Source organism: Paraburkholderia susongensis (genome assembly GCF_900177725.1).
Lineage (GTDB): Bacteria > Pseudomonadota > Gammaproteobacteria > Burkholderiales > Burkholderiaceae > Paraburkholderia > Paraburkholderia susongensis.
The window spans coordinates 61,520-81,034 of record NZ_FXAT01000004.1; the positions used below are offsets into that span (position 1 = coordinate 61,520).

Sequence of the window (19,515 nt, forward strand, 5' to 3'; positions counted from 1 at the left end):
GGATCGTCCGCGCGGGCGGCGCAGACGGAATTCACCGCGAAGGAAAACTGGCGGGCGCGAGTCGGCGTGAAACGGATGTTAGCCTGAAGCGGCCGGGCGCGCCGCTCCCGCGAACATCGCCGCTATGCATCGTTCAACGCGCGCCCAGCAGCGCCGCTTTTTGCCGCTGGCCTTGCGGCTTTTTCCGCGAGCGCGCCTTCGGCTGGGCTTGCGGCTGAACTTGCGGCAGTTCGTCCGGCTGGCCGGTCACTGCATGTTCGATGATGCCGCCGCCGAGGCACACGTCGCCGTCATACAGCACTGCCGATTGCCCCGGCGTGACCGCCCATTGCGCGGCGTCGAAGGTCAGCTCGAAAAGGTCGCCGCTCGCCGCGTCACGGTTGCTCGCGTGACTGAACGTGCACGCCGCGTCCGCCTGCCGGTAACGCGTTTTCGCGCCGCACGCAAAGCCTTCCGCCGGCGGCTCGCCCGCGACCCAGCTCGTATTGCCCGCGCTAAGCGTATGGCACAGCAGCCACGGATGATCGTGCCCCTGCGCGACGAACAGCGTATTCGACGGGATGTCCTTGCCGGCCACGAACCACGGGTCGCCGCTGCCGTCCTTGCTGCCGCCGAGGCCGATGCCCTTGCGCTGGCCGAACGTGTAGAACGCGAGGCCGATGTGCTCGCCGACTACCTTGCCCTCGGTCGTCATCATCGGGCCGGGTTGGGTCGGCAGATAGCGGTTCAGGAAGTCGCGGAACGGCCGCTCGCCGATGAAGCAGATGCCGGTCGAATCTTTCTTTTTCGCGTTCGGCAGGCCGATCTGTTCGGCGATCTCGCGCACTTTCGTCTTGGGAATCTCGCCGAGCGGAAACAGGGTCTTCGACAGTTGCGCCTGGTTCAGCCGATGCAGGAAGTACGACTGGTCTTTCGTGTGATCGAGCGCCTTCAGCAGCTCGAAGCGGCCGTCGCGCTCGTGGTTCTGGCGCACGCGCGCGTAGTGGCCGGTAGCGATGGTTTGCGCGCCGAGCGACATCGCGTGATCGAGAAAGGCCTTGAACTTGATTTCGGCGTTGCACAGCACGTCCGGGTTCGGCGTGCGGCCGGCCGAGTATTCGCGCAGGAACTCGGCGAACACGCGGTCCTTGTATTCGGCCGCGAAGTTGACCGCCTCGACGTCGATGCCGATCAGGTCCGCCACCGATACCACGTCGATCCAGTCCTGCCGCGTCGAGCAGTATTCGCTGTCGTCGTCGTCTTCCCAGTTCTTCATGAAGAGGCCGACCACGTCGTAGCCCTGTTCCTTCAGCAGCCACGCGGTGACCGACGAATCGACGCCGCCCGACATGCCTACTACGACTTTGCGCTTGCTCATAAGGTGCTCACTGGGTGCTGCATGACTGCATGGATCGTGGCGTCGCCGCTCGTGACGGCTGCCGCGATGGTTATCGCGAGGTTGGTCTATCGTTTGGGCCCGACCGAATGCGTATGCACGAAGTCGAGCGGGAAACGCCGGCCGGCCAGGTAATCGTCGACGCACTGCATGACGAGCGGTGTGCGGTGCCGCTCCGGGCACGCGCGCAGTTCGTCGGCGCTCATCCACAGCGTGCGGGCGATGTCGGGGTCGAGCGAGCGCGTCGCATCCGGTTCGCCGCCCGCGCCGCAATAGGTGAAGCGCAAGTACGTGGTGCCCTCACGGCCCGGCCGCTCGAAGTGGGTCATGTACATGCCGACCAGCGCCTCGGGCGTGAACGGATGGGCGGTTTCCTCGAGCGTTTCGCGGATCACCGCTTCCAGCAGCGTTTCGCCCGCCTCCAGATGGCCGGCGGGCTGATTCAGGCGCAGGCCGGCGGCGGTATGTTCCTCGACCAGCAGGAAGCGCCCGTCACGCTCGACGATCGCCGCGACGGTGACGTGCGGCAGCCAGGTTTCCGGTTTCATGGGTGCGCATTTTACCGGTTATGGGCGCGCGCTGCCGGGCGGCGGGCCGGGCAGTGGCTGGGCAGCGGCCCGGCCTCGGCCGGCGGCGGTTCGCGGCGGCTGGCGGCCAGATGGGCGGCAAACCCGGGCCAATGCGGGGCCAATCCCGGGGCAATCCGCGGGGCCAATCCCGGGGCCGTCAGGTGGCCGCTGGCTGCCCGGCGGGCGGCCAATTCGAGGCCGCCGGCTGTCCGATTCGCGGCCAATCGGCGCCCTTGCCGCTCCCCAGCATTGACCCCGATTTTTGCGCCGCGGCGGTTTCGGTTAAAGTGGGACCTTCGTTAGCCGTTGCATCTGCAAGCCGGCGTGCCTCGTCGGCCGATCTGTCGTCAAACAGGAAGTCGAGGAGGAACAACGATGCACATCGGAGTGCCAGCCGAGACGCGCGCGCATGAAACCCGCGTTGCCGCGACGCCCGAAACGGTCAAGAAATACGTGGCGCAAGGTCACCGGGTCACGCTCCAGAGCGGCGCCGGGGCCGGCGCGAGCTTTCCTGACGATGCCTATACGGCCGTAGGCGCGGAGATCGTCGATGCCGCCACCGCCTTCGGCGCCGATCTCGTCCTCAAGGTCCAATCCCCCACCGATGCCGAGCTGCCGCTGCTCAAGCGCGGCGCGACGCTGGTCGGCATGCTCGATCCGTTCAACACCGACAATACGGGCAAGCTCGCCGCCGCCGGCGTCACCGCGTTCGCGCTCGAAGCCGCGCCGCGCACGACGCGCGCGCAAAGCCTCGACGTGCTGTCGTCGCAGGCGAACATCGCCGGCTACAAGGCGGTGCTGCTCGCGGCGACGCTCTATCCGCGCTTCATGCCGATGCTGATGACGGCGGCCGGCACCGTGAAGGCCGCGCGCGTGCTGATTCTCGGCGCGGGCGTGGCCGGCTTGCAGGCGATCGCGACCGCCAAGCGCCTCGGTGCGGTGATCGAAGCGTCGGACGTGCGGCCGGCCGTCAAAGAGCAGATCGAATCGCTCGGCGCGAAATTTCTCGACGTGCCTTGCGAAACCGACGAAGAACGCGAGGCCGCGCAGGGTGTCGGCGGCTACGCGCGGCCGATGCCGCCGTCGTGGCTCGCGCGCCAGTCGGCGCTCGTGCACGAGCGCGCGAAGCAGGCGGATGTGGTGATCTCGACCGCGCTGATTCCAGGGCGGCCCGCGCCGACGCTGATTTCGGTGGAAACCGTGCTGGCGATGAAACCGGGCTCGGTGCTCGTCGACCTCGCGGCCGGACGCGGCGCCGAATACGAAGGGCGGCGCGGCGGCAATTGTCCGCTGACCGAAGCGGACCAGGTGGTGGTGCGCCATGGCGTGCAGATCGTCGGCTATACGAATCTGCCCGCGATGGTGCCCGCCGACGCGTCGTCGCTGTACGCGCGCAACCTGCTCGACTTCCTCAAGCTCATCATCACCAAGGAAGGCGCGCTGAACATCGATCTCGCGGACGACATCGTCGCGGCCACGCTGCTGACCCGCGACGGCCAGGTGACGCGCAAGGCATAGCAACGAAGCACATGGGATCCGGTCCGGCGCCAAAGCGCCAACCCGGATCGACAGCAACGATGTTGCATGGCACCCGGGTACGCGCCAAGGCGCCAACCCGGGTCGACAGGAGGGAGCGGCGATGGAAGTCATCAATCACACCGTGATCAATCTGATCATCTTCGTGCTGGCGATCTACGTCGGCTATCACGTGGTCTGGAACGTCACGCCCGCATTGCATACGCCGCTGATGGCCGTGACCAATGCGATTTCGGCGATCGTGATCGTCGGCGCGATGCTCGCGGCGGGCTTGACGGTCGGCGGCGCGGGCAAGTTCTTCGGCACGATCGCGGTGGCGCTCGCGGCCGTCAACGTGTTCGGCGGCTTCCTCGTCACACGGCGCATGCTCGAGATGTTCAAGAAGAAAGAACCGAAAAAACTCGCGGCTGGCGGTAAGGAGGGTGCGTAAATGAGCCTGAACGTCGTCACGCTGCTTTATCTCGTCGCGTCGGTCTGCTTCATCCAGGCGCTCAAGGGGCTCTCGAATCCGAAGACGGCGCGCGTCGGCAATACCTTCGGCATGGTCGGCATGGCGATCGCGATTCTCACGACCATCGCGCTGATCTCGAAGCAGGCCGCCGTGCTCGGCTCCAATCTCGGCCTCGGGCTCGGCCTGCTGCTGGTCGCGCTGGTGATCGGCGGCGCGGTCGGCGCGTTCGTCGCGGCGCGCGTCGAGATGACCAAGATGCCCGAACTGGTCGCGGCGATGCACTCGCTGATCGGTCTTGCCGCCGTGTGTATCGCGTATGCGGTGGTGTCGGAGCCGTCTGCCTTCGGCCTCGTCGATCCTGAGAATCCGGTTCCGGGCTTCCTGCCATACGGCAATCGCATCGAGCTGTTCATCGGCACGTTCGTCGGCGCGATCACGTTCTCCGGTTCGGTGATCGCGTTCGGCAAGCTCTCGGGCAAATACAAGTTCCGGCTCTTCCAGGGCGCACCGGTCGTGTACGCCGGGCAGCATCTGATCAACCTGATGCTCGCGCTTGCGATGCTCGGCTTCGGCGTGATCTTCTTTCTCACGCAGTCGTGGCTGCCGTTCATCATCATGACGATCATCGCGTTCGTGCTCGGCGTGCTGATCATCATTCCGATCGGCGGCGCGGACATGCCGGTCGTCGTGTCGATGCTGAACTCGTACTCGGGCTGGGCGGCGGCGGGTATCGGCTTCTCGCTGAACAATCCGATGCTCATCATCGCGGGTTCGCTGGTCGGCTCGTCGGGTGCGATCCTGTCGTACATCATGTGCCGCGCGATGAACCGTTCGTTCTTCAACGTGATTCTCGGCGGCTTCGGCAATGAGGCGGGCGCGGCGGCGAGCGGCGCGGCCGAGCAGCGTCCGGTGAAATCGGGCTCCGCCGACGACGCGTCGTTCATGCTCGGCAATGCGGAGACCGTCGTGATCGTGCCGGGCTACGGGCTTGCCGTCGCACGCGCACAGCATGCGCTGAAGGAGTTGACCGACAAGCTCGTCGAGAAGGGCATCGAGGTGAAGTACGCGATTCACCCGGTGGCGGGACGCATGCCGGGCCATATGAACGTGCTGCTCGCCGAGGCCGAGGTGCCGTACGACATGGTGTACGAGATGGAGGACATCAACGGCGAGTTCGGCCAGGTCGACGTGGTGCTCGTGCTCGGTGCGAACGACGTGGTGAATCCGGCCGCGAAGAACGATCCGAAGTCGCCGATCGCGGGCATGCCGATCATCGAGGCGTACAAGGCGCGCACCGTGATCGTCAACAAGCGTTCGATGGCGGCGGGCTACGCCGGTCTCGACAACGATCTGTTCTACATGGACAAGACGATGATGGTGTTCGGCGACGCGAAGAAGGTGATCGAGGAGATGGTGAAGGCGGTCGAATAAAAGGCGCCAGCGGCGGCGGGCCGAGGCCTTTACCTCGGCTTCGCGTTCACGTGCCGCAGCAGGTCCGCGAGCCGCTTGCCGTCCTGATCCGGATAGGTTTCGAGTACTGCGAGATCGCGGATCTTCTCGAGCCCGAAATTGCGGAAATCGCCGCGCAATTCGCACCACGCGCCGAGCGTCCAGCGCGCGCCCCAATACGCAAGCGCGAGCGGCCAGACGCGCCGCTCGGTGTGCGCGCCGTTCGCGTCGGTGTACGCGAAGCGCACCACTTGCCGTGCGTCGATCGCGCGATGCAGCGTGTCGAGCTGCGCCGAGAAGTCCCCCTTGATGTGAAACGACGGCGCGAAGATCGCCAGCCGTTCGAGTGCCACGCGCTTGTCGGCAGGCATCGCCGAGGCGATCTTCGCGAGCGCTCCGCGCGCGCCGCTCGCGAAGTCCGCGCCGCCCCATGATTCGAGCATGCGCGCGCCGGCCGCGAGCGCGGCGAGTTCGTCGGCGGTGAAGGTGAGCGGCGGCAGGCTCGCCGAGCGGGCGAGCCGGTAGCCGACACCGGCCTCGCCTTCGATCGGCACACCTGACAATTGCAGATCGCGCACGTCGCGATAGACCGTGCGCAGCGAGATGTTGAGCCACTCGGCGAGTTGTTGCGCGGTGGTGAGGCGCCGGCCGCGCAGCAATTCGGCGATCTGGAACAGGCGGTCGGCGCGGCGCGTCATCGTGGGCGTCGGGTGGAGAAGGAGGGGAACGGTCCCGCGATGATAGCGCCGCATGCCGTGCTTCGCGTGAGGTTTGCCGTGGCCTGGCGCTGGCGTTGCGCGAACTGGGACTGTGCGGGCGTGGTAGCACGCGGAAAGAGGAACGTGCGCAACGCGAGGCTGGCCGCTGTTCCTCGCAGCTCAGCCGCTGTGGCGGCTGCTCCCCAGCCGTTGTCAGCCGTTTCCAGTGGTTCCCAGCCGCGTCAGCCGCTTTTAGCCGTTCGTGCGCGAATGCAGGCCGAGGCGGTTGCCTTCGGTATCGGTGAAGAACGCGATGTAGCCGATATCCTGCGGCAGCTTGATGACCGGCCCGTCAGTCTTGCCGCCCGCCTGTTCGATGCGCGCGAGCGCTGCGTCGACGGTGGGCCGCGCATTGAGGTAGAGGGTCAAACCGTCGCCGGCGGGCTTCATCGACGGGCTGTGGATGATCGCGCCGCCAGTGGCCGGCTCCTCGTAGCCGAATATGGCGATCGGGTGGCCGCCGACTTCCTGGCGGTTCAACTGGACGTCGAGCGCGGCTTCGTAAAAGTGCACCGCGCGTTCGAAATCGACGGACGGAATCTCGAACCAGTCAACGACTTTGGGCAATGCGGACATGGCACTCTCCTTCGGATGGCAGTAGGCGGTACAAGGCGCCGGATGGCGTGAGAAGGAGTGTGCGGGGGTGCTGCTGACAGCGTGGTGGCAGTAGGGTCGAGGACGCGTAACCTGGTCAGGCAGCCGGAGTATCGCCCTGCGCCCGCTGCCGCACACTGCCCGTAATCAGATCGAAGCGGAACAGCCGGCATTCGAGCGCGCCGTTAAAGAGCGGCGTCTTCGTCGATTCACGCAGCCGCAATTGCCCCGGCAGCTTGCGATCCGATGTCAGGATGAACGCCTGCCAGCCCGCAAAACGCTGCTTCAGCGCGTTGCCGAGCAACTGGAAAAATTCGCTGTCCGGCGCTTCTTCCTGAACGCGGCGAAAGTGGTCGTCGTCACGGTTGTCGCGATTGCCGCGGCCTTCGCGCAACTCACCGCGCGCGTTGCGCCCGCGCACTTCGATCCGCTCCCCATACGGCGGATTCGCGACGAGAATGCCAGCACCCGGCGCGGGCGGCGTCATGTCGCGTGCGTCGAGCTGCTTGAGCGGAATCGTCGGCAAACCGGCGCGCTCGAAGTTCGCGCGCGCCTTTTCGAGCATATCGCCGGAAATATCGCTGCCGAAAATCTGCAGATCGGCGCGCGAGCCATGCGCGGCGCGCTTCGCTTCGAGCGCGGCGCTCTTGAGCGTCTGCCATGCCTTCGCATCGTGTTGCTTGAGCTTCTCGAAGCCGAAGCGGCGCTCGACGCCCGGTGCGATGTTCAGCGCAACCTGCGCGGCTTCGGCGAGGAACGTACCGCTGCCGCACATCGGGTCATAGAGCGGCGTGCCGGCTTGCCAGCCGGTCAGACGCAGAATGCCCGCCGCGAGGTTCTCGCGCAGCGGCGCCGCACCCTTGTCGAGACGCCAGCCGCGCTTGAAGAGCGGGTCGCCCGAGGTGTCGAGGTACAGCGTGCAATCGGTCGCGGTCAGAAAGGCGAACACGCGCACGTCGGGCATGGCGGTGTCGATGCTGGGCCGCGCGCCGCTCTTTTCGCGCAGGCGATCGCAGATCGCGTCCTTCACGCGCAGCGTCGTGAATTCGAGGCTGCGCAGCGGTGACTTGATCGCGGTGACGTCGACACGCAGCGTCTCGTGCGCGGAGAACCATTGTTCCCAGCGTTGCTCGACCGCGAGCGCGTAAATGTCCTGCTCGCTGCGATACGGCCGATGCGCGATTTTCAGCAGCACGCGGCTCGCGAGGCGCGAATGCAGGTTGGCGGCCATGCCGGCGGCCCAGCCGCCACGAAAATGCACACCGCCGGGCACCTGGGCGCCGGCCGTGAACGGTGCGCCGTTCAGATGTCTGGCGGCAATTTCGGCGAGTTCGGCCGCGAGCGGAGCTTCGAGTCCGCGCGGGCAGGGAAGGAAGAAGTCGAAGGACATTGAGGTTGCCGCAAGGCGTTGGATAAGGCGCCATTGTACGCGGTCGGGGTAGGCGGCCAGGTGCGATTCGCGCCGTGGCGGGGCGCTCTACCGCCCCCGCCCCACTTTCGCCGGCCACACCAGTTCCAGCGGATGCTGCAGCACCCGCTGCCAGATCGCGCCGCGCAGCGAGCGCACCGCGTTGCGCCGCAGGTCGCGCGATTTCACCGCCATGTAGAACGCGAGTGCGAAACTCACCGCGACGTTGAGAATCGCCATGCTGGCGACGCCCGCCACGGCCCACCACAGCGCCGGCAGCTTCAGCGCGCTTTCGCCGAGCACGCCGAGCGCGACGCCGATCGAGCCCGCGCTGAGCGTCACGTGACGCACTTCGAACTTGAACGCGAACGCGGTCAGGATCGCGGGCACGAGCCCCAGCATGAGACCAAGCGTGACGTTGCCGGCCACGCCCGCGACGTTGGCGCGGCAGAAGCGCGCGAGACGGTCGGCGCCGGCCGCGCCGAGCGTCATGCGCAGGCGGCGGTTGTAGGCGAGCGCATCGGCGACGCGATGCAGGATGAACCAGTTGTCCGCCCAGCCCGCGAGCAGGCTGGACGACCACAGCAGCACGCCGGTCAGCGCCGCGTAGAACGGCGTCGGCCCGACGAGCGAGAACGAGCGCAGCGTCGCGAGCGCCTTGTCGGGCGAAATGAGGTCGGTGTGGAACAGCGCGTGCCACAGCAGATCCACGCCAAGACTCAGCGGAAACACGAGCAGCACGTTGCCGAGCACCGCGGCGGCCTGGGTGCGCATCAGCGCGGTCACCGAACTCACGAAGCTGTCGACGCCCGCCGGCGTGCCGACGCCGTCGAGTTCGCGCGCGAGCGTCGGCGCGGTCATCGCCGGCTGCTTGGTGGCGAGCGAGAAGTGCAGGAAGTGCATCAGGAGGAAGCTCGCGGCGTAGTTGATGCCGGCGAGCAGCCCCTCGAACATCGCGTGCAGATGTGCGCCGCTGATCGCGAACTTCACGCAGACCGTGACGACCGTGACGAGTCCGCCGCCGGCCGCCATGCGCATCATCTTCAGATATTCGGCACGATCGCGCGCGATGTAGTGCTCGCCGGTATCGGCGCTGTACTCGACGACCTTGCGCGCGAGCAGCGAAAAATTGCTGCTCGCGAGATGCGCGACGCTCTGGCTCGCGTGATTCGCGCGCACGAGTTCGGCGGTCAGGCGCGCGCCCGCGTGCGGGTCGTCATGGGCGAGCCATGCGTTCAGCAACTGCTCGGCGCGCTCGATGCGCATGCGCATGCGCTCGACCTGAAACACGATGTCGACGCTCACGCCGTTGCGGTACAGATGCGCGAATACGTTGCCGGTGGCGCTGCGGCACTCGTCGAGCAGCAGGCGCAGATAGTTGACCTCGCGCAGCAACGGCTCCTGCGGGCCGCCCGCCGCGTACGTGTGATGCGCGGCTTCGACCGCGAGCATCGCGCGCGTGAGCCGGTAGAACGGCTGCTTTTCCATCGCGACGCGCACGTCGTTCGCTGCGTCGAGGCGGTCGTTGCTCACGCCGTTGCTCACGCCGTCGCTCGCGCTGTCGCGCGGGGCCGCGCCGCCGAGGCGGCTGCGCACGGTCTGCGAGAGACCCGTCGAGCTGATCTGGCAGGTGAGGTTATGCAGCGCGGCGAGCAGGTCGAGCGAGAACGGCGTGCTGTTGCGCAGGTCGTCCTCGTGCGCCGCGTAGTCGAACAGTGCGTGAATGCGCACGAGCAGGTCGGTGGGCAGCGTATCGATCCATTCGGCGTCGCGCTCCGAGTTGAACATCAGCGTGACGATCGCGGCGAGGTCGCGGCGGTTCGGCGCGGGCGGGATCAGCGACGCTTCGACGCGCTCGAACACAGCGCCGAAGAAGCCGGAATGTACAGGCATGCCGGCGTCGCAGAGCAGCGAAAGACCGTCGGTTTCGCGCAGCAGCGCACGCAGAATGCCGGCGACATTGACCTTCCACGCGGGATTGCGATCCAGCACATGGAGCAGATAGCGAATGCGCGTGTGCGCGGCGTTCGGGTGCGAAGCGGCGGATTCGGCGCCGTCCGCGGTGCCGGGCCGCACCGCGCGGCCGCGGCGAATCCAGTGTGCGAGTTCGATCAGCCATTCGCAGCGCTCGGCATAGGGCGCGGTTTTATCCGCGATGGCGAGCAGCGCATCGAGTTGATGGCCGCCGTCGCGCGACGCACGCCATTTTTTGATGAGTCGTTTGAGCGAGTCGAACATGGGTTTTCTCGTCCTGCGGATGCGTGCGGTATGGAAGCAGAGTGCTGATGTTGCGTGAGCGTGCTCACGGGGCGTAGGTTGGCGAGTACGGCGAGGCGGACCGGTTGAGGAGGCTGGCTGCGCTATCCACCGGACACACCGGCAGCGCATGCTGCTGCATGCCTGACATCGACATAGGCGGATAGCGCGATGCTTGTGGAACGGTCGGGTAAAGACCGGCAGTGAAGACCGGCACGAAAAAAAGCGGCACGATTCAGGCGGCTACGCACATGCACGTGCGCCCAGAACTCGCGCCAGCCGAGCTCCATCAAACGCCTGAGACGCCTCAGGCGCCGGTTCCCGCGTTCATCTCCGCAGGACAGGGCGGCACGGCCGCCGCCGCTTTCCCGGCAGCCTTGCCCGCCGCGCCCGTTGCACCCGCCGATCCAGCCGTGCCGCCCGCGGCCGCAGCCATGGCCTGCACCGCCGAGGCGATCTGCGTCGACACCTGCGCGAGCGCCCGCCGATGCCCATCGACGAGCGCGTCATACCCGCTGCCGACCGGCTCGTTGACCACGCTTCGGCACGTCATCACCGCGTTGCTGTGCACCGCGCGCACGCTCCATACCGCGTCGATCAGCGCATGCGAGCCGGGCCACGATTCGAATCGCTGCACGTTCATCGCGATCCGGTACACCGGCGTGTTGTCCGGCCGCGCGGTGCCGAACGCGTCGATGGTGCCGAGCCGCTGCGTCAGATCCGTGGACAGCGCGCGCCGGATCTCGTCGCCCGGCAGCGAGGCCCAACGCTCCTGTTCGAGCAACTGAACCTGGGTCGGGCCGGTCTGCACGACCAGCTGATTCCTCGACACCTGCGGCGGCACGTTGACCGGCGCGACTTCGATCAGCCACGCGGGCGCGGCCGCCGTGCGCGCGACGGCCGGCGCGGAGCCGTTCGCCGGGTTGGTCGCGGCCGCGGAGGTATCCGCGCCGCCCAGCGTATAGAAGTGGCTCGGCGGCGACGCGCACGCCGCGAGCGCCACCGCCGCGCCGAGCGCGCCGCCATACACGACGCCGCGCACGAGCGCGCGCGGCAGGCGGGGGAGCCGGGCAAACATCATGGTTTATCTCCTGATTTACCGCGCAACAGCGATTCGGGATGACGCTCCAGATAATCCGACAGCGCATTGAGCGACTGCAACGTGCGCGTCAGTTCCTGCAACGCCTGATGAACGTCGGACTGCAACGGCGAGTCCTGCTGCAAGGTCGCCTCGGCCGAGTTGAAGGTCTGCTTCGCGGCCGTAAGCGTGTCGCGGGCCTGCGGCACGACCTCCTTGTCGAGACGCGAGAACAACTGGTCGGCGTTCTTCAGCGCGCTGTTCAGGTTGTCGCCGATCTGGTCGAACGGCACCTTGTCGAGCTTCTTCGCGATGTCGGCGACCTGCAGCTGCAATTCGTCGAGCGTGTTCGGAATGGTCGGCAGCTCGAGCGGATCGGTCGTCACGTTGACGGTGGCGGGCGGCGCTTTCGGGAAAATATCGAGCGCCACGTACAACTGACTGGTGATCAGGTTGCCGGTGCGCAACTGTCCGCGCAGCCCATGCTTGACCAGTTGCTGCAACAGGCTCTGGCCCGCGAGCGTGCCCGGCTGCGGCGCGGTTTCGCGGAAGCGCTTGCCGAGGCGGTCCGGGTACACGTCCATCGTCACCGGCATCGTGAAGCTGCGCGTCTTCGGGTCGTAGTCGATGCCGATGTTGGTCACCTGGCCGAGCACGATGCCGCGGAAATCGACCGGCGCGCCGATCGACAGCCCGCGCAGCGACTGGTTGAAGTTCATCACGACGCGCAACGGGACGCCGTCCGGTTCGCGCATCGCGTCCGCTTCGTCGGAGCCGAGGCGGAACGTCTGGTTGTCCGGCGCCTGCGGGCCCATGTTCTGACCGGGCGGCGACTGGAACGACAGGCCGCCGACGATCACCGTCGCGAGCGACTGCGTGTTCAGCTTGAAGCCGCTCGAATCGAGCCGCAGATCGACACCGCTCGCATGCCACCAACGCGTGTTGGTGCCGACGTACTGGTCGAACGGCGCGGACACGAACACCTGCATCGTCACGCCGGTGCCGTCCTTGTCGAGCGAGAAGCCGACCACCTGGCCGACCTGCACGCGCCGGTAGAAGATCGGCGAGCCGATGTCGATCGAGCCGAGCGACTCGCCGTGCAGCACGTACTGGTGGCCCTTCTGGTCGCCGGTGATCGGCGGTGGCGTTTCGAGGCCGACGAAGCTCTTCTGGGTCTCGGTCGAGCGGCCCGCGTCCGTGCCGATGTACGCGCCCGAGAGCAGCGTCGTGAGACCCGACACGCCGCTCGCGCCGACGCGCGGGCGCACCACCCAGAAGCGCGAGTCCTTGACCGCGAACTGTTCGCCTTCCTTGGTGAGCTGCACCTGCACGAGCACGTGCGAGAGGTCTTGCGCGAGCGTGATCGTCTTCACCGAGCCGACGTCGACGTCCTTGTATTTGACCTTGGTCTTGCCCGGCTCGAGCCCTTCGGCGTTGTTGAAGCTGATCGTGATCACGGGCCCTCGCTCGGTCACCGACTTGATGACGAGCGCGATGCCGATCAGCGCGGCGATCAAGGGAATCACCCAGACGAGCGAGGGTAGCCAGCGGCTGCGCGGCTCGATGTCGGGGTCCGGCAGGTGGGGCGGCAGCTTCGGTCCGTTCGAATCGTTGCGCGGCGCATCGGGAGAAGCGGGCGTCGGTCCTTGCGGGCTAGTCATGGTCAGAATCCTGAGGTTTGGGGGTGCTGCCTTCCACGGGGTCCCAGATGAGCCGCGGATCGAATTGCATGGAGGCGATCATGGTCAGGATCACGACCGAGCCGAACGCGATCGCGCCCGGCCCCGCCGTGATTACCGCAAGCGATTTGAAACGCACCAGCGCCACGGTGAGCGTGACGACGAACACGTCGAGCATCGACCAGCGGCCGATGCGCTCGACCATCCGGTAAAGCGTCGTGCGCTGCTGCGGACGCCAGCGCGAGCGGCGCTGCGCAGTGACGGTGAGCAGCACGAGCACACTGAGCTTGAGCATCGGCACCATGATGCTCGCGATGAATACGATCACCGCGAGCGGCCAGTCGCCGGAGGTCCAGAAATAGACGACGCCGCTCATGATCGTGTCGTCCTCGGAGCCGAGCAGCGACGCGGTGTGCATCACGGGCAGCAGGTTCGCGGGAATATACAGCAGCGCGGCGGCGATCAGCAGTGCCCAGGTGCGCATCAGGCTGTCCGGATTGCGCGAGTGCAGGTGCGCGCCGCAGCGGCTGCAGCGCTGCGGCCTGAACGAGCGCAGGCGCGGATCGACGCGTCCGCACGCATGACAGGAGACGAAGCCCGCGCGTTTCGCGGTGACGTATTTCATCGCGGGCTCACCCTTCGCGCGGCGTTGGCGGCAAGCCGGGCGGCAACGCGGACGGTGCGCCGCCGGACGTGTCCGCTGGCGGCGCGGCGAGCGGGTCTGCCGCGTTTCCCGCGTTGCTGCCCGGCGTGCGCGGCTGCCGGTTGCGCTCGCTGAGTTCGTCGGCGAGATCCCACAGCACGCGCGGATCGAACGTGACGACCACCGCGAACATCAGCGTGAGCGCGCCGAACGCGAACAGCGCCGCCTCGGGAATCACGCGCGCGAGGCTGACCATCTTCACGATGGTAATCAGCACGCCGAGCATGAACACTTCGATCATCCCCCACGGCCGCACAAACTGGATCGCGCGCAGCACGCGGTTGAAATAGATCGGCACGAAGCCGGCGCGCAGCGGCACGAGCACATAGAGCAACGCGACCAGTTCGGTGAGCGGAAAGAGGATCGTCGAGCAGAACACCATGACCGCGACGATCTCCATGTTCTCGCCCCATAGCGCGACGAGCGCGCCGAACAGCGTGGTCTGCGAGGTGATGCCGTTGGTCTCGAGTTCGACGATCGGAAAGCCTTGCGCGATCAGAAACGTGATGAGCGCGGCGAGCGTCATCGCGCTGATCGCGTCGAGCTTGCGCGAGACGCCGCGATAGAGCGTCGCGCCGCAGCGCGGACAGCGCGCGGCGGTGCGCCCGACAAGCCGTGGCTTGCGGAACAGCGTATCGCATTCATGGCACGCGATCAGATTGTCATGTTCCATGCGGCAGATGGGCTAACGACGTGAGGGGCGGCGTGCAAGGCCTGTTGTTGACGACGGATCTGGAACAGTGTGGGGCAATAGTACCAAACGCGGCTTTGTTGCCGGCACGAGCCGCACGCCGGACGGCGTCGCGGCTGGGCGATGATCCGGTCTCGTTGCGCCGCCGGGGCACGATAGTCTGGCATGGATTGCTTGTGCTCCGACAGTCTCGGTCCCCAATTGTTCAAGGCGGCGTGTGGCGGCGCAACAAATTCAGACCCGCTCGACCGATGCCGCTTATGCGCAGCTTCGTGCGCTTGGGGTAGCATGGCGGCCTTGGCGTGTGCCTGCGGCGCTTACTGCGATGCTGTTCGCATCGGCGGGCGGGAGCGCCATCAGGGCGCCCCCATCCGGGCATCCCCGCAAGCCGCCGCGAGCAATCCGCGGCAGCGGGGAATAGCTGGGCGAGCCGCGCCGTTAACTTTCATCAGCCTGCGTTGATCTGTCATGACACTTAATCCTTCGTTCGCTCACCGGGAGTCGTATACGCGGACCGCCATCGCGTTTCACTGGCTGATCGCGCTCCTGATCGTCTGCGGCTTTGCCCTCGGCTGGGTGATGACCGACATCCCGGGCTTCACGCCCACCAAGCTGCGTTATTTCTCCTGGCACAAGTGGATCGGCGTGACCGTGTTCGCGCTCGCGATTCTGCGCATCCTCTGGCGCGCGACGCACGCGGCGCCTCCGCTGCCGCGCCGCATGCCCGCCTGGCAGCGCGGCGGCGCGCATCTCGTGCATCTGCTGCTGTACGTGCTGATGATCGCGATTCCCATCTCCGGCTATCTGTACAGCTCGGCGGCGAACGTGCCGGTCGTCTATCTCGGCTTGATTCCACTGCCGCGCCTCATCGCGCCCGATCCGCAGTTGAAGGAAGTGCTCAAGAACCTGCACATCGCGCTCAATTACACCTTGCTCGCGCTGGTCGCGCTGCACGTCGTGGCGGCGCTCAAGCATCAATGGCTGGACCGCGACGGCCTGCTGTCGCGCATGCTCCCTTTCCTCAAATAAGGACGACCATGAAGGTTTCGTTTTATCGCTACATGCTCGCCGCGTTCGCGGCGGCCTCGCTGAGCGCCGCGGGCGCGGCGCTCGCGCAGGTCGACGTCGCGAAGAGTTCGGTGAGCGCCACTTCGAAGCAGATGAACGTGCCGGTCGAAGGGAAGTTCGGCAAGTTCACCGCGCAGATCAGCTTCGATCCGGCCAAGCCCGCCGCCGGCAGCGCGCAGATCAATATCGACGTCGCCAGCTACGATCTCGGCGACGAGAGCTACAACGAGCAGGTGCGCGGCAAGGACTGGTTCGACGCGAAGACGTATCCGGGCGCGACGTTCGTCTCGAGCGCGATTGCGCCGGCCGGCGGCAGCAAGTTCAACGTAACGGGCAAGCTGACCATCAAGGGCAAGTCGCAAACGGTCGTGGTGCCGGTTACGGTGACGCAGCAGGGCGCGACGCAAACCTTCGACGGCTCGCTGCCGATCAAGCGCTCGCAATTCGACATCGGCACCGGCGAATGGAAGGACACCTCGGTCGTCGCCGACGAAGTGCTCATCAAGTTTCATATCGTTGCCGCTCGCAAGTAGCGCGCGGCATTCTCGAGGTGCGCCGCGCCGGTCACGCGCGCCGCTTTTTTCACCGCGATTTTCACCGCAATACAGGAGCATGAATTGAAAACGTCCATGTTGATCGCCGTTGGCGCGCTGGCTTCTTCTCTCTCGCTCGGCGCGTTCGCCGCCGATACCTATATGCTCGACCCGACCCACACGTATCCGAGCTTCGAGGCGGATCACTTCGGCGGTCTGTCGATCTGGCGCGGCAAGTTCACGAAGACCACCGGCACGGTGACGCTCGATCGCGCGGCGAAAACCGGCACGCTCGACGTGACCGTCGATCCCGCTTCGGTGCAGACCGGCAACGGCAAGCTCGACGACCATCTGAAATCGAACGAATTCTTCGACGTCGCCAAATATCCGACCGTGACCTACAAGGGCACCGAGATCAAATTCGACGGCGACAAGCCGGTCGAAGTGATCGGCAACCTGACGATTCGCGGCATCACGAAACCGGTGAATCTGAAGATCGATTCGTTCAAGTGCATGCAGCACCCGGTTCTGAAGCGCGAAGTGTGCGGCGTCGAGGCGAGCACGCAATTCAACCGCGCCGATTTCGGCATGGACTTCGGCGCGAAGTACGGCTTCAGCATGGAGACGCGTCTGCATATCCAGTCCGAAGGCGTCAAGCAGTAAGCGCGCGCGCTGCCGCGACGAGCGGCGTGTCATGTGCTTTCGCGCTGCGCCGCAACACAACGCAACGCAATACGACAGCCGCTTCGTTCGCCTCGCGACGAAGCGGTTTTTTATCGCCTGTATCGAACGCCGAGGCCTTGCGCGGCGGGCTTCCGTTATTTGCCGCTCGCCTCGCTTTATTTTTTCAGTTAAATAGAACGCAGCGAGTCATGCCGGTGGTGCGCGTAGCCGGTGCGGCCAGCATGGGCGCAAGACGTTCACGCCGATAAATATTTCGCGCGGTACAGGAGATCTGGATGAATGCAACGACAGCGGCAAGCGTCGCGGGAAGCCGGCAGAATTCGTGGCGCGCGGTGGTCGCCGCCTCGATCGGCAACGCGCTCGAATGGTTCGATCTGGTGGTGTACGGCTTTTTCGCGGTCATCATCTCGAGGCTGTTTTTCCCGGCCGGCAACGATACGGTCTCGCTGCTGCTCACGCTCGGCACGTTCGGCGTGTCGTTCTTCATGCGCCCGCTCGGCGCGATCGTGATCGGCGCGTACGCGGACCGCTCCGGGCGCAAGGCGGCGCTCACGCTGTCGATCTTGCTGATGATGACCGGCACGCTCATCATCGCGATCTTGCCGACCTATCAGAGCATCGGCGTTGCCGCGCCGCTGATCCTCGTGCTCGCGCGGCTCATGCAGGGCTTCTCGGCGGGCGGCGAGTTCGGCAGCGCGACCGCGTTTCTCGCCGAGCACGTGCCGGGGCGGCGCGGCTTCTACGCAAGCTGGCAGATGGCGAGTCAGGGGCTCACGACGCTGCTGGCCGCCGGCTTCGGCGCGTTGTTGACCGGCAATCTGTCGGCGCAGCAGATGGCGTCGTGGGGCTGGCGCGTGCCGTTCGTGTTCGGCCTGCTGATCGGGCCGGTCGCTCTCTATATCCGCACGAAGCTCGACGAGACGCCCGAATTCCTCGCGGCCGAACCGACCCAGACTCCGCTGCGCGATACGTTCGCGACCCAGAAGCTGCGGCTCCTGATCGCGATGGGCGTGGTGGTGCTCGGGACCGTGTCGGCGTATCTGATGCTGTTCATGCCGACCTATGGCGTGAAGCAACTGGGACTTGCACCCTCGGTCGCATTCTCGGCGATTGCGGTGACGGGTTTGATCCAGATGGTGTTCTCACCGGTGGTGGGGCATCTGTCGGACCTGCATGGACGCACGCGCATCATGCTGGCCGCCGCGGTGCTGATGCTCGTGCTGGTCTATCCGGCGTTTGAGTATCTGATCGCGCATCCGAGCTTTGGCGTGTTGATCACGTGGCAGATCGTATTCGGCTTCCTCGTGAGCGGATACTTCGGCGCCACGCCGGGTCTGCTCTCGGAGATCTTTCCGGTGCAGACGCGCACGACCGGCATGTCGCTCGCGTATAACATCGCAGTGACGATTTTCGGCGGCTTCGGGCCGTTCATCATCGCATGGCTCATCAGCGCGACGGGTTCGAAGGCCGCGCCGAGCTACTACGTGATTTTCGCGGCGCTGCTGAGCATCGCGGCGCTGATCGGGGCGCGGCGCAAGCTCGGGTTCCGCTAGGGCAGGGGGTTGGAGGGCGCGCCTGTGCCGCCGGTAGTCGCGGCGTAAACGTAAAAGGCCGGTTCGCAATTGGAACCGGCCTTTTGTTTGCCGCTTGCGTCATCCGCTGCTTCTAAACGTCAGATACAACGTCTGACACGGGCGAATCAGCTTCCCGCGAATCAGACCTGCGCGCCCGCGTTCGGATCGTTCGGATCGACGCGTTCCTTCTTGTCTTTGAGCAGGTCTTCACGCTTCACGCCGAACCACATCGCGAGCGCGGCGGCGACGAACACCGACGAGTAGATACCGAACAGAATGCCGACCGTCAGCGCGAGCGCGAAGTAGTGCAGCGTTGGGCCGCCGAACAGGAACATCGACAGCACCATCATCTGCGTACAGCCGTGCGTGATGATGGTTCGCGACATCGTGCTCGTGATCGCGTGGTTGATGACTTCGATCACGGTCATCTTGCGTTCGCGGCGGAAGGTTTCGCGAATCCGGTCGAAGATAACGACCGACTCGTTCACCGAGTAGCCGAGCACCGCCAGCACTGCGGCCAGCACCGACAGCGAGAACTCCCACTGGAAGAACGCGAAGAAGCCGAGAATGATCACCACGTCGTGCAGGTTGGCGATCACGCCGGCCACCGCGTACTTCCATTCGAAGCGGAACGACAGGTAGATCACGATACCGACCACCACGCAGGCGAGCGCGAGCAGGCCGTCGGTAGCGAGTTCCTTGCCGACCTGCGGACCGACGAACTCGACGCGCTGCAACTGCACTTGCGGCGTGTCGGCCTTCAGCGCGCCCATCACCTGGTCGCTCTGTTGCGCGGACGTGTAGCCCGCCTTCAGCGGCAGACGGATCAGCACGTCGCGCGAGGTGCCGAAGTTCTGCACCTGCGCGTCGGCATAACCGAGCTTGGCGAGGCTGCCGCGTACCGGGTCGAGCGGCGCCGCGCCCGGATACTGCACCTCGATCACGGTGCCGCCGGTGAATTCCACCGACAGATGCAGCCCGCGATGCACGAGGAAAAACACGGCGGCAAGGAACGTCAGCAGCGAGATCGCGTTGAAGATCAACGCGCGCTGCATGAACGGAATGTCTTTGCGGAAACGGAAAAATTCCATGGTCTTGTTCTCCGGGGC

Annotated in this window: 18 protein-coding genes; 7 read left to right on the forward strand and 11 right to left on the reverse strand. The window is 65.9% G+C overall.

What is annotated here, in order from left to right:
* Positions 1–133: 133 nt before the first annotated feature.
* Together mnmA and B9Z01_RS13225 are read right to left on the reverse strand one after the other, a co-directional pair.
* The gene (mnmA, locus tag B9Z01_RS13220; RefSeq protein WP_085483650.1) at positions 134–1,357 is read right to left on the reverse strand and encodes a tRNA 2-thiouridine(34) synthase MnmA; all 1,224 of its coding nucleotides are present in this window, start codon (positions 1,355–1,357) and stop codon (positions 134–136) included.
* An 86-nt stretch (positions 1,358–1,443) separates the two neighbouring features.
* Positions 1,444–1,923 carry an NUDIX hydrolase gene (locus B9Z01_RS13225; RefSeq protein WP_085483652.1) on the reverse strand — a complete coding sequence of 160 codons (480 nt, stop codon included), beginning with the start codon at positions 1,921–1,923 and terminating at the stop codon, positions 1,444–1,446.
* A gap of 396 nt (positions 1,924–2,319) precedes the next feature.
* Here B9Z01_RS13225 and B9Z01_RS13235 point away from each other — a divergent pair, with 396 nt between their 5' ends.
* The 3 genes from B9Z01_RS13235 (at position 2,320) to B9Z01_RS13245 (ending at position 5,362) form a co-directional block, all read left to right on the forward strand.
* Entirely contained in the window at positions 2,320–3,462 is a 1,143-nt protein-coding gene (locus tag B9Z01_RS13235) for a Re/Si-specific NAD(P)(+) transhydrogenase subunit alpha (RefSeq protein ID WP_085483656.1), read from the forward strand.
* A gap of 121 nt (positions 3,463–3,583) precedes the next feature.
* Complete coding sequence (locus B9Z01_RS13240; RefSeq protein WP_085483658.1) at positions 3,584–3,910, forward strand: NAD(P) transhydrogenase subunit alpha part 2; 327 nt, start codon at positions 3,584–3,586, stop codon at positions 3,908–3,910.
* Positions 3,911–5,362: an NAD(P)(+) transhydrogenase (Re/Si-specific) subunit beta gene (locus tag B9Z01_RS13245; RefSeq protein ID WP_085483660.1), complete on the forward strand. Its 1,452-nt coding sequence runs from the start codon at positions 3,911–3,913 to the stop codon at positions 5,360–5,362. It abuts the gene before it with no gap.
* Positions 5,363–5,391: 29 nt separating this feature from the next.
* On the opposite strand, the gene B9Z01_RS13250 is transcribed toward B9Z01_RS13245, so the two are convergent.
* The 8 genes from B9Z01_RS13250 to B9Z01_RS13285 all read right to left on the reverse strand — a co-directional run bounded on the left by B9Z01_RS13250 (position 5,392) and on the right by B9Z01_RS13285 (position 14,529).
* On the reverse strand, positions 5,392–6,132 hold the full coding sequence (locus tag B9Z01_RS13250; protein WP_085483662.1) for a helix-turn-helix transcriptional regulator: 741 nt from the start codon (positions 6,130–6,132) through the stop codon (positions 5,392–5,394).
* A 198-nt stretch (positions 6,133–6,330) separates the two neighbouring features.
* Entirely contained in the window at positions 6,331–6,714 is a 384-nt protein-coding gene (locus tag B9Z01_RS13255; protein ID WP_085483664.1) for a VOC family protein, read from the reverse strand.
* 115 nt (positions 6,715–6,829) lie between these two features.
* Positions 6,830–8,122: a THUMP domain-containing class I SAM-dependent RNA methyltransferase gene (locus tag B9Z01_RS13260; RefSeq protein WP_085483666.1), complete on the reverse strand. Its 1,293-nt coding sequence runs from the start codon at positions 8,120–8,122 to the stop codon at positions 6,830–6,832.
* A gap of 87 nt (positions 8,123–8,209) precedes the next feature.
* A complete protein-coding gene (locus tag B9Z01_RS13265) occupies positions 8,210–10,378 on the reverse strand; it encodes a site-specific recombinase (protein WP_085483668.1) in 2,169 nt (722 codons plus the stop codon).
* A gap of 325 nt (positions 10,379–10,703) precedes the next feature.
* Positions 10,704–11,477 (reverse strand): PqiC family protein, encoded by a 774-nt coding sequence (locus B9Z01_RS13270; protein ID WP_085483669.1) that lies wholly within the window; start codon positions 11,475–11,477, stop codon positions 10,704–10,706.
* On the reverse strand, positions 11,474–13,135 hold the full coding sequence (locus tag B9Z01_RS13275) for a PqiB family protein (RefSeq protein ID WP_085483671.1): 1,662 nt from the start codon (positions 13,133–13,135) through the stop codon (positions 11,474–11,476). Before B9Z01_RS13275 ends, B9Z01_RS13270 begins: the two co-directional genes overlap by 4 nt.
* Positions 13,128–13,778 carry a paraquat-inducible protein A gene (locus tag B9Z01_RS13280; RefSeq protein WP_085483672.1) on the reverse strand — a complete coding sequence of 217 codons (651 nt, stop codon included), beginning with the start codon at positions 13,776–13,778 and terminating at the stop codon, positions 13,128–13,130. The genes B9Z01_RS13275 and B9Z01_RS13280 overlap by 8 nt, the downstream gene beginning before the upstream one ends.
* Positions 13,779–13,785: 7 nt before the next feature.
* Positions 13,786–14,529, reverse strand: a complete 744-nt coding sequence (locus B9Z01_RS13285) for a paraquat-inducible protein A (RefSeq protein ID WP_085483674.1) — start codon at positions 14,527–14,529, stop codon at positions 13,786–13,788.
* A gap of 486 nt (positions 14,530–15,015) precedes the next feature.
* Here B9Z01_RS13285 and B9Z01_RS13290 point away from each other — a divergent pair, with 486 nt between their 5' ends.
* The 4 genes from B9Z01_RS13290 (at position 15,016) to B9Z01_RS13305 (ending at position 18,385) form a co-directional block, all read left to right on the forward strand.
* Positions 15,016–15,576, forward strand: a complete 561-nt coding sequence (locus B9Z01_RS13290; protein ID WP_085483676.1) for a cytochrome b — start codon at positions 15,016–15,018, stop codon at positions 15,574–15,576.
* 8 nt (positions 15,577–15,584) lie between these two features.
* Positions 15,585–16,148: a YceI family protein gene (locus B9Z01_RS13295; protein WP_085483678.1), complete on the forward strand. Its 564-nt coding sequence runs from the start codon at positions 15,585–15,587 to the stop codon at positions 16,146–16,148.
* A 96-nt stretch (positions 16,149–16,244) separates the two neighbouring features.
* Positions 16,245–16,811: a YceI family protein gene (locus B9Z01_RS13300; protein ID WP_085483680.1), complete on the forward strand. Its 567-nt coding sequence runs from the start codon at positions 16,245–16,247 to the stop codon at positions 16,809–16,811.
* Positions 16,812–17,107: 296 nt separating this feature from the next.
* Complete coding sequence (locus tag B9Z01_RS13305; protein WP_085483682.1) at positions 17,108–18,385, forward strand: MFS transporter; 1,278 nt, start codon at positions 17,108–17,110, stop codon at positions 18,383–18,385.
* Between the two features lie 161 nt (positions 18,386–18,546).
* Here the strand turns inward: B9Z01_RS13305 and secF are convergent, their stop codons facing one another.
* Positions 18,547–19,497: a protein translocase subunit SecF gene (gene secF / locus B9Z01_RS13310; RefSeq protein ID WP_085483684.1), complete on the reverse strand. Its 951-nt coding sequence runs from the start codon at positions 19,495–19,497 to the stop codon at positions 18,547–18,549.
* Positions 19,498–19,515: the final 18 nt, after the last annotated feature.

Coding starts and splice junctions, on each gene's coding strand:
- B9Z01_RS13270 (WP_085483669.1), bottom strand. CDS start 11,477: ATGATGTTTGCCCGGCTCCCCCGCCTGCCGCGCGCGCTCGTGCGCGGC.
- B9Z01_RS13245 (WP_085483660.1), top strand. CDS start 3,911: ATGAGCCTGAACGTCGTCACGCTGCTTTATCTCGTCGCGTCGGTCTGC.
- B9Z01_RS13240 (WP_085483658.1), top strand. CDS start 3,584: ATGGAAGTCATCAATCACACCGTGATCAATCTGATCATCTTCGTGCTG.
- B9Z01_RS13305 (WP_085483682.1), top strand. CDS start 17,108: ATGAATGCAACGACAGCGGCAAGCGTCGCGGGAAGCCGGCAGAATTCG.
- B9Z01_RS13260 (WP_085483666.1), bottom strand. CDS start 8,122: ATGTCCTTCGACTTCTTCCTTCCCTGCCCGCGCGGACTCGAAGCTCCG.
- B9Z01_RS13265 (WP_085483668.1), bottom strand. CDS start 10,378: ATGTTCGACTCGCTCAAACGACTCATCAAAAAATGGCGTGCGTCGCGC.
- B9Z01_RS13250 (WP_085483662.1), bottom strand. CDS start 6,132: ATGCGGCGCTATCATCGCGGGACCGTTCCCCTCCTTCTCCACCCGACG.
- B9Z01_RS13300 (WP_085483680.1), top strand. CDS start 16,245: ATGTTGATCGCCGTTGGCGCGCTGGCTTCTTCTCTCTCGCTCGGCGCG.
- B9Z01_RS13280 (WP_085483672.1), bottom strand. CDS start 13,778: ATGAAATACGTCACCGCGAAACGCGCGGGCTTCGTCTCCTGTCATGCG.
- B9Z01_RS13225 (WP_085483652.1), bottom strand. CDS start 1,923: ATGAAACCGGAAACCTGGCTGCCGCACGTCACCGTCGCGGCGATCGTC.
- B9Z01_RS13235 (WP_085483656.1), top strand. CDS start 2,320: ATGCACATCGGAGTGCCAGCCGAGACGCGCGCGCATGAAACCCGCGTT.
- mnmA (WP_085483650.1), bottom strand. CDS start 1,357: ATGAGCAAGCGCAAAGTCGTAGTAGGCATGTCGGGCGGCGTCGATTCG.
- B9Z01_RS13255 (WP_085483664.1), bottom strand. CDS start 6,714: ATGTCCGCATTGCCCAAAGTCGTTGACTGGTTCGAGATTCCGTCCGTC.
- B9Z01_RS13285 (WP_085483674.1), bottom strand. CDS start 14,529: ATGGAACATGACAATCTGATCGCGTGCCATGAATGCGATACGCTGTTC.
- B9Z01_RS13290 (WP_085483676.1), top strand. CDS start 15,016: ATGACACTTAATCCTTCGTTCGCTCACCGGGAGTCGTATACGCGGACC.
- B9Z01_RS13295 (WP_085483678.1), top strand. CDS start 15,585: ATGAAGGTTTCGTTTTATCGCTACATGCTCGCCGCGTTCGCGGCGGCC.
- B9Z01_RS13275 (WP_085483671.1), bottom strand. CDS start 13,135: ATGACTAGCCCGCAAGGACCGACGCCCGCTTCTCCCGATGCGCCGCGC.
- secF (WP_085483684.1), bottom strand. CDS start 19,497: ATGGAATTTTTCCGTTTCCGCAAAGACATTCCGTTCATGCAGCGCGCG.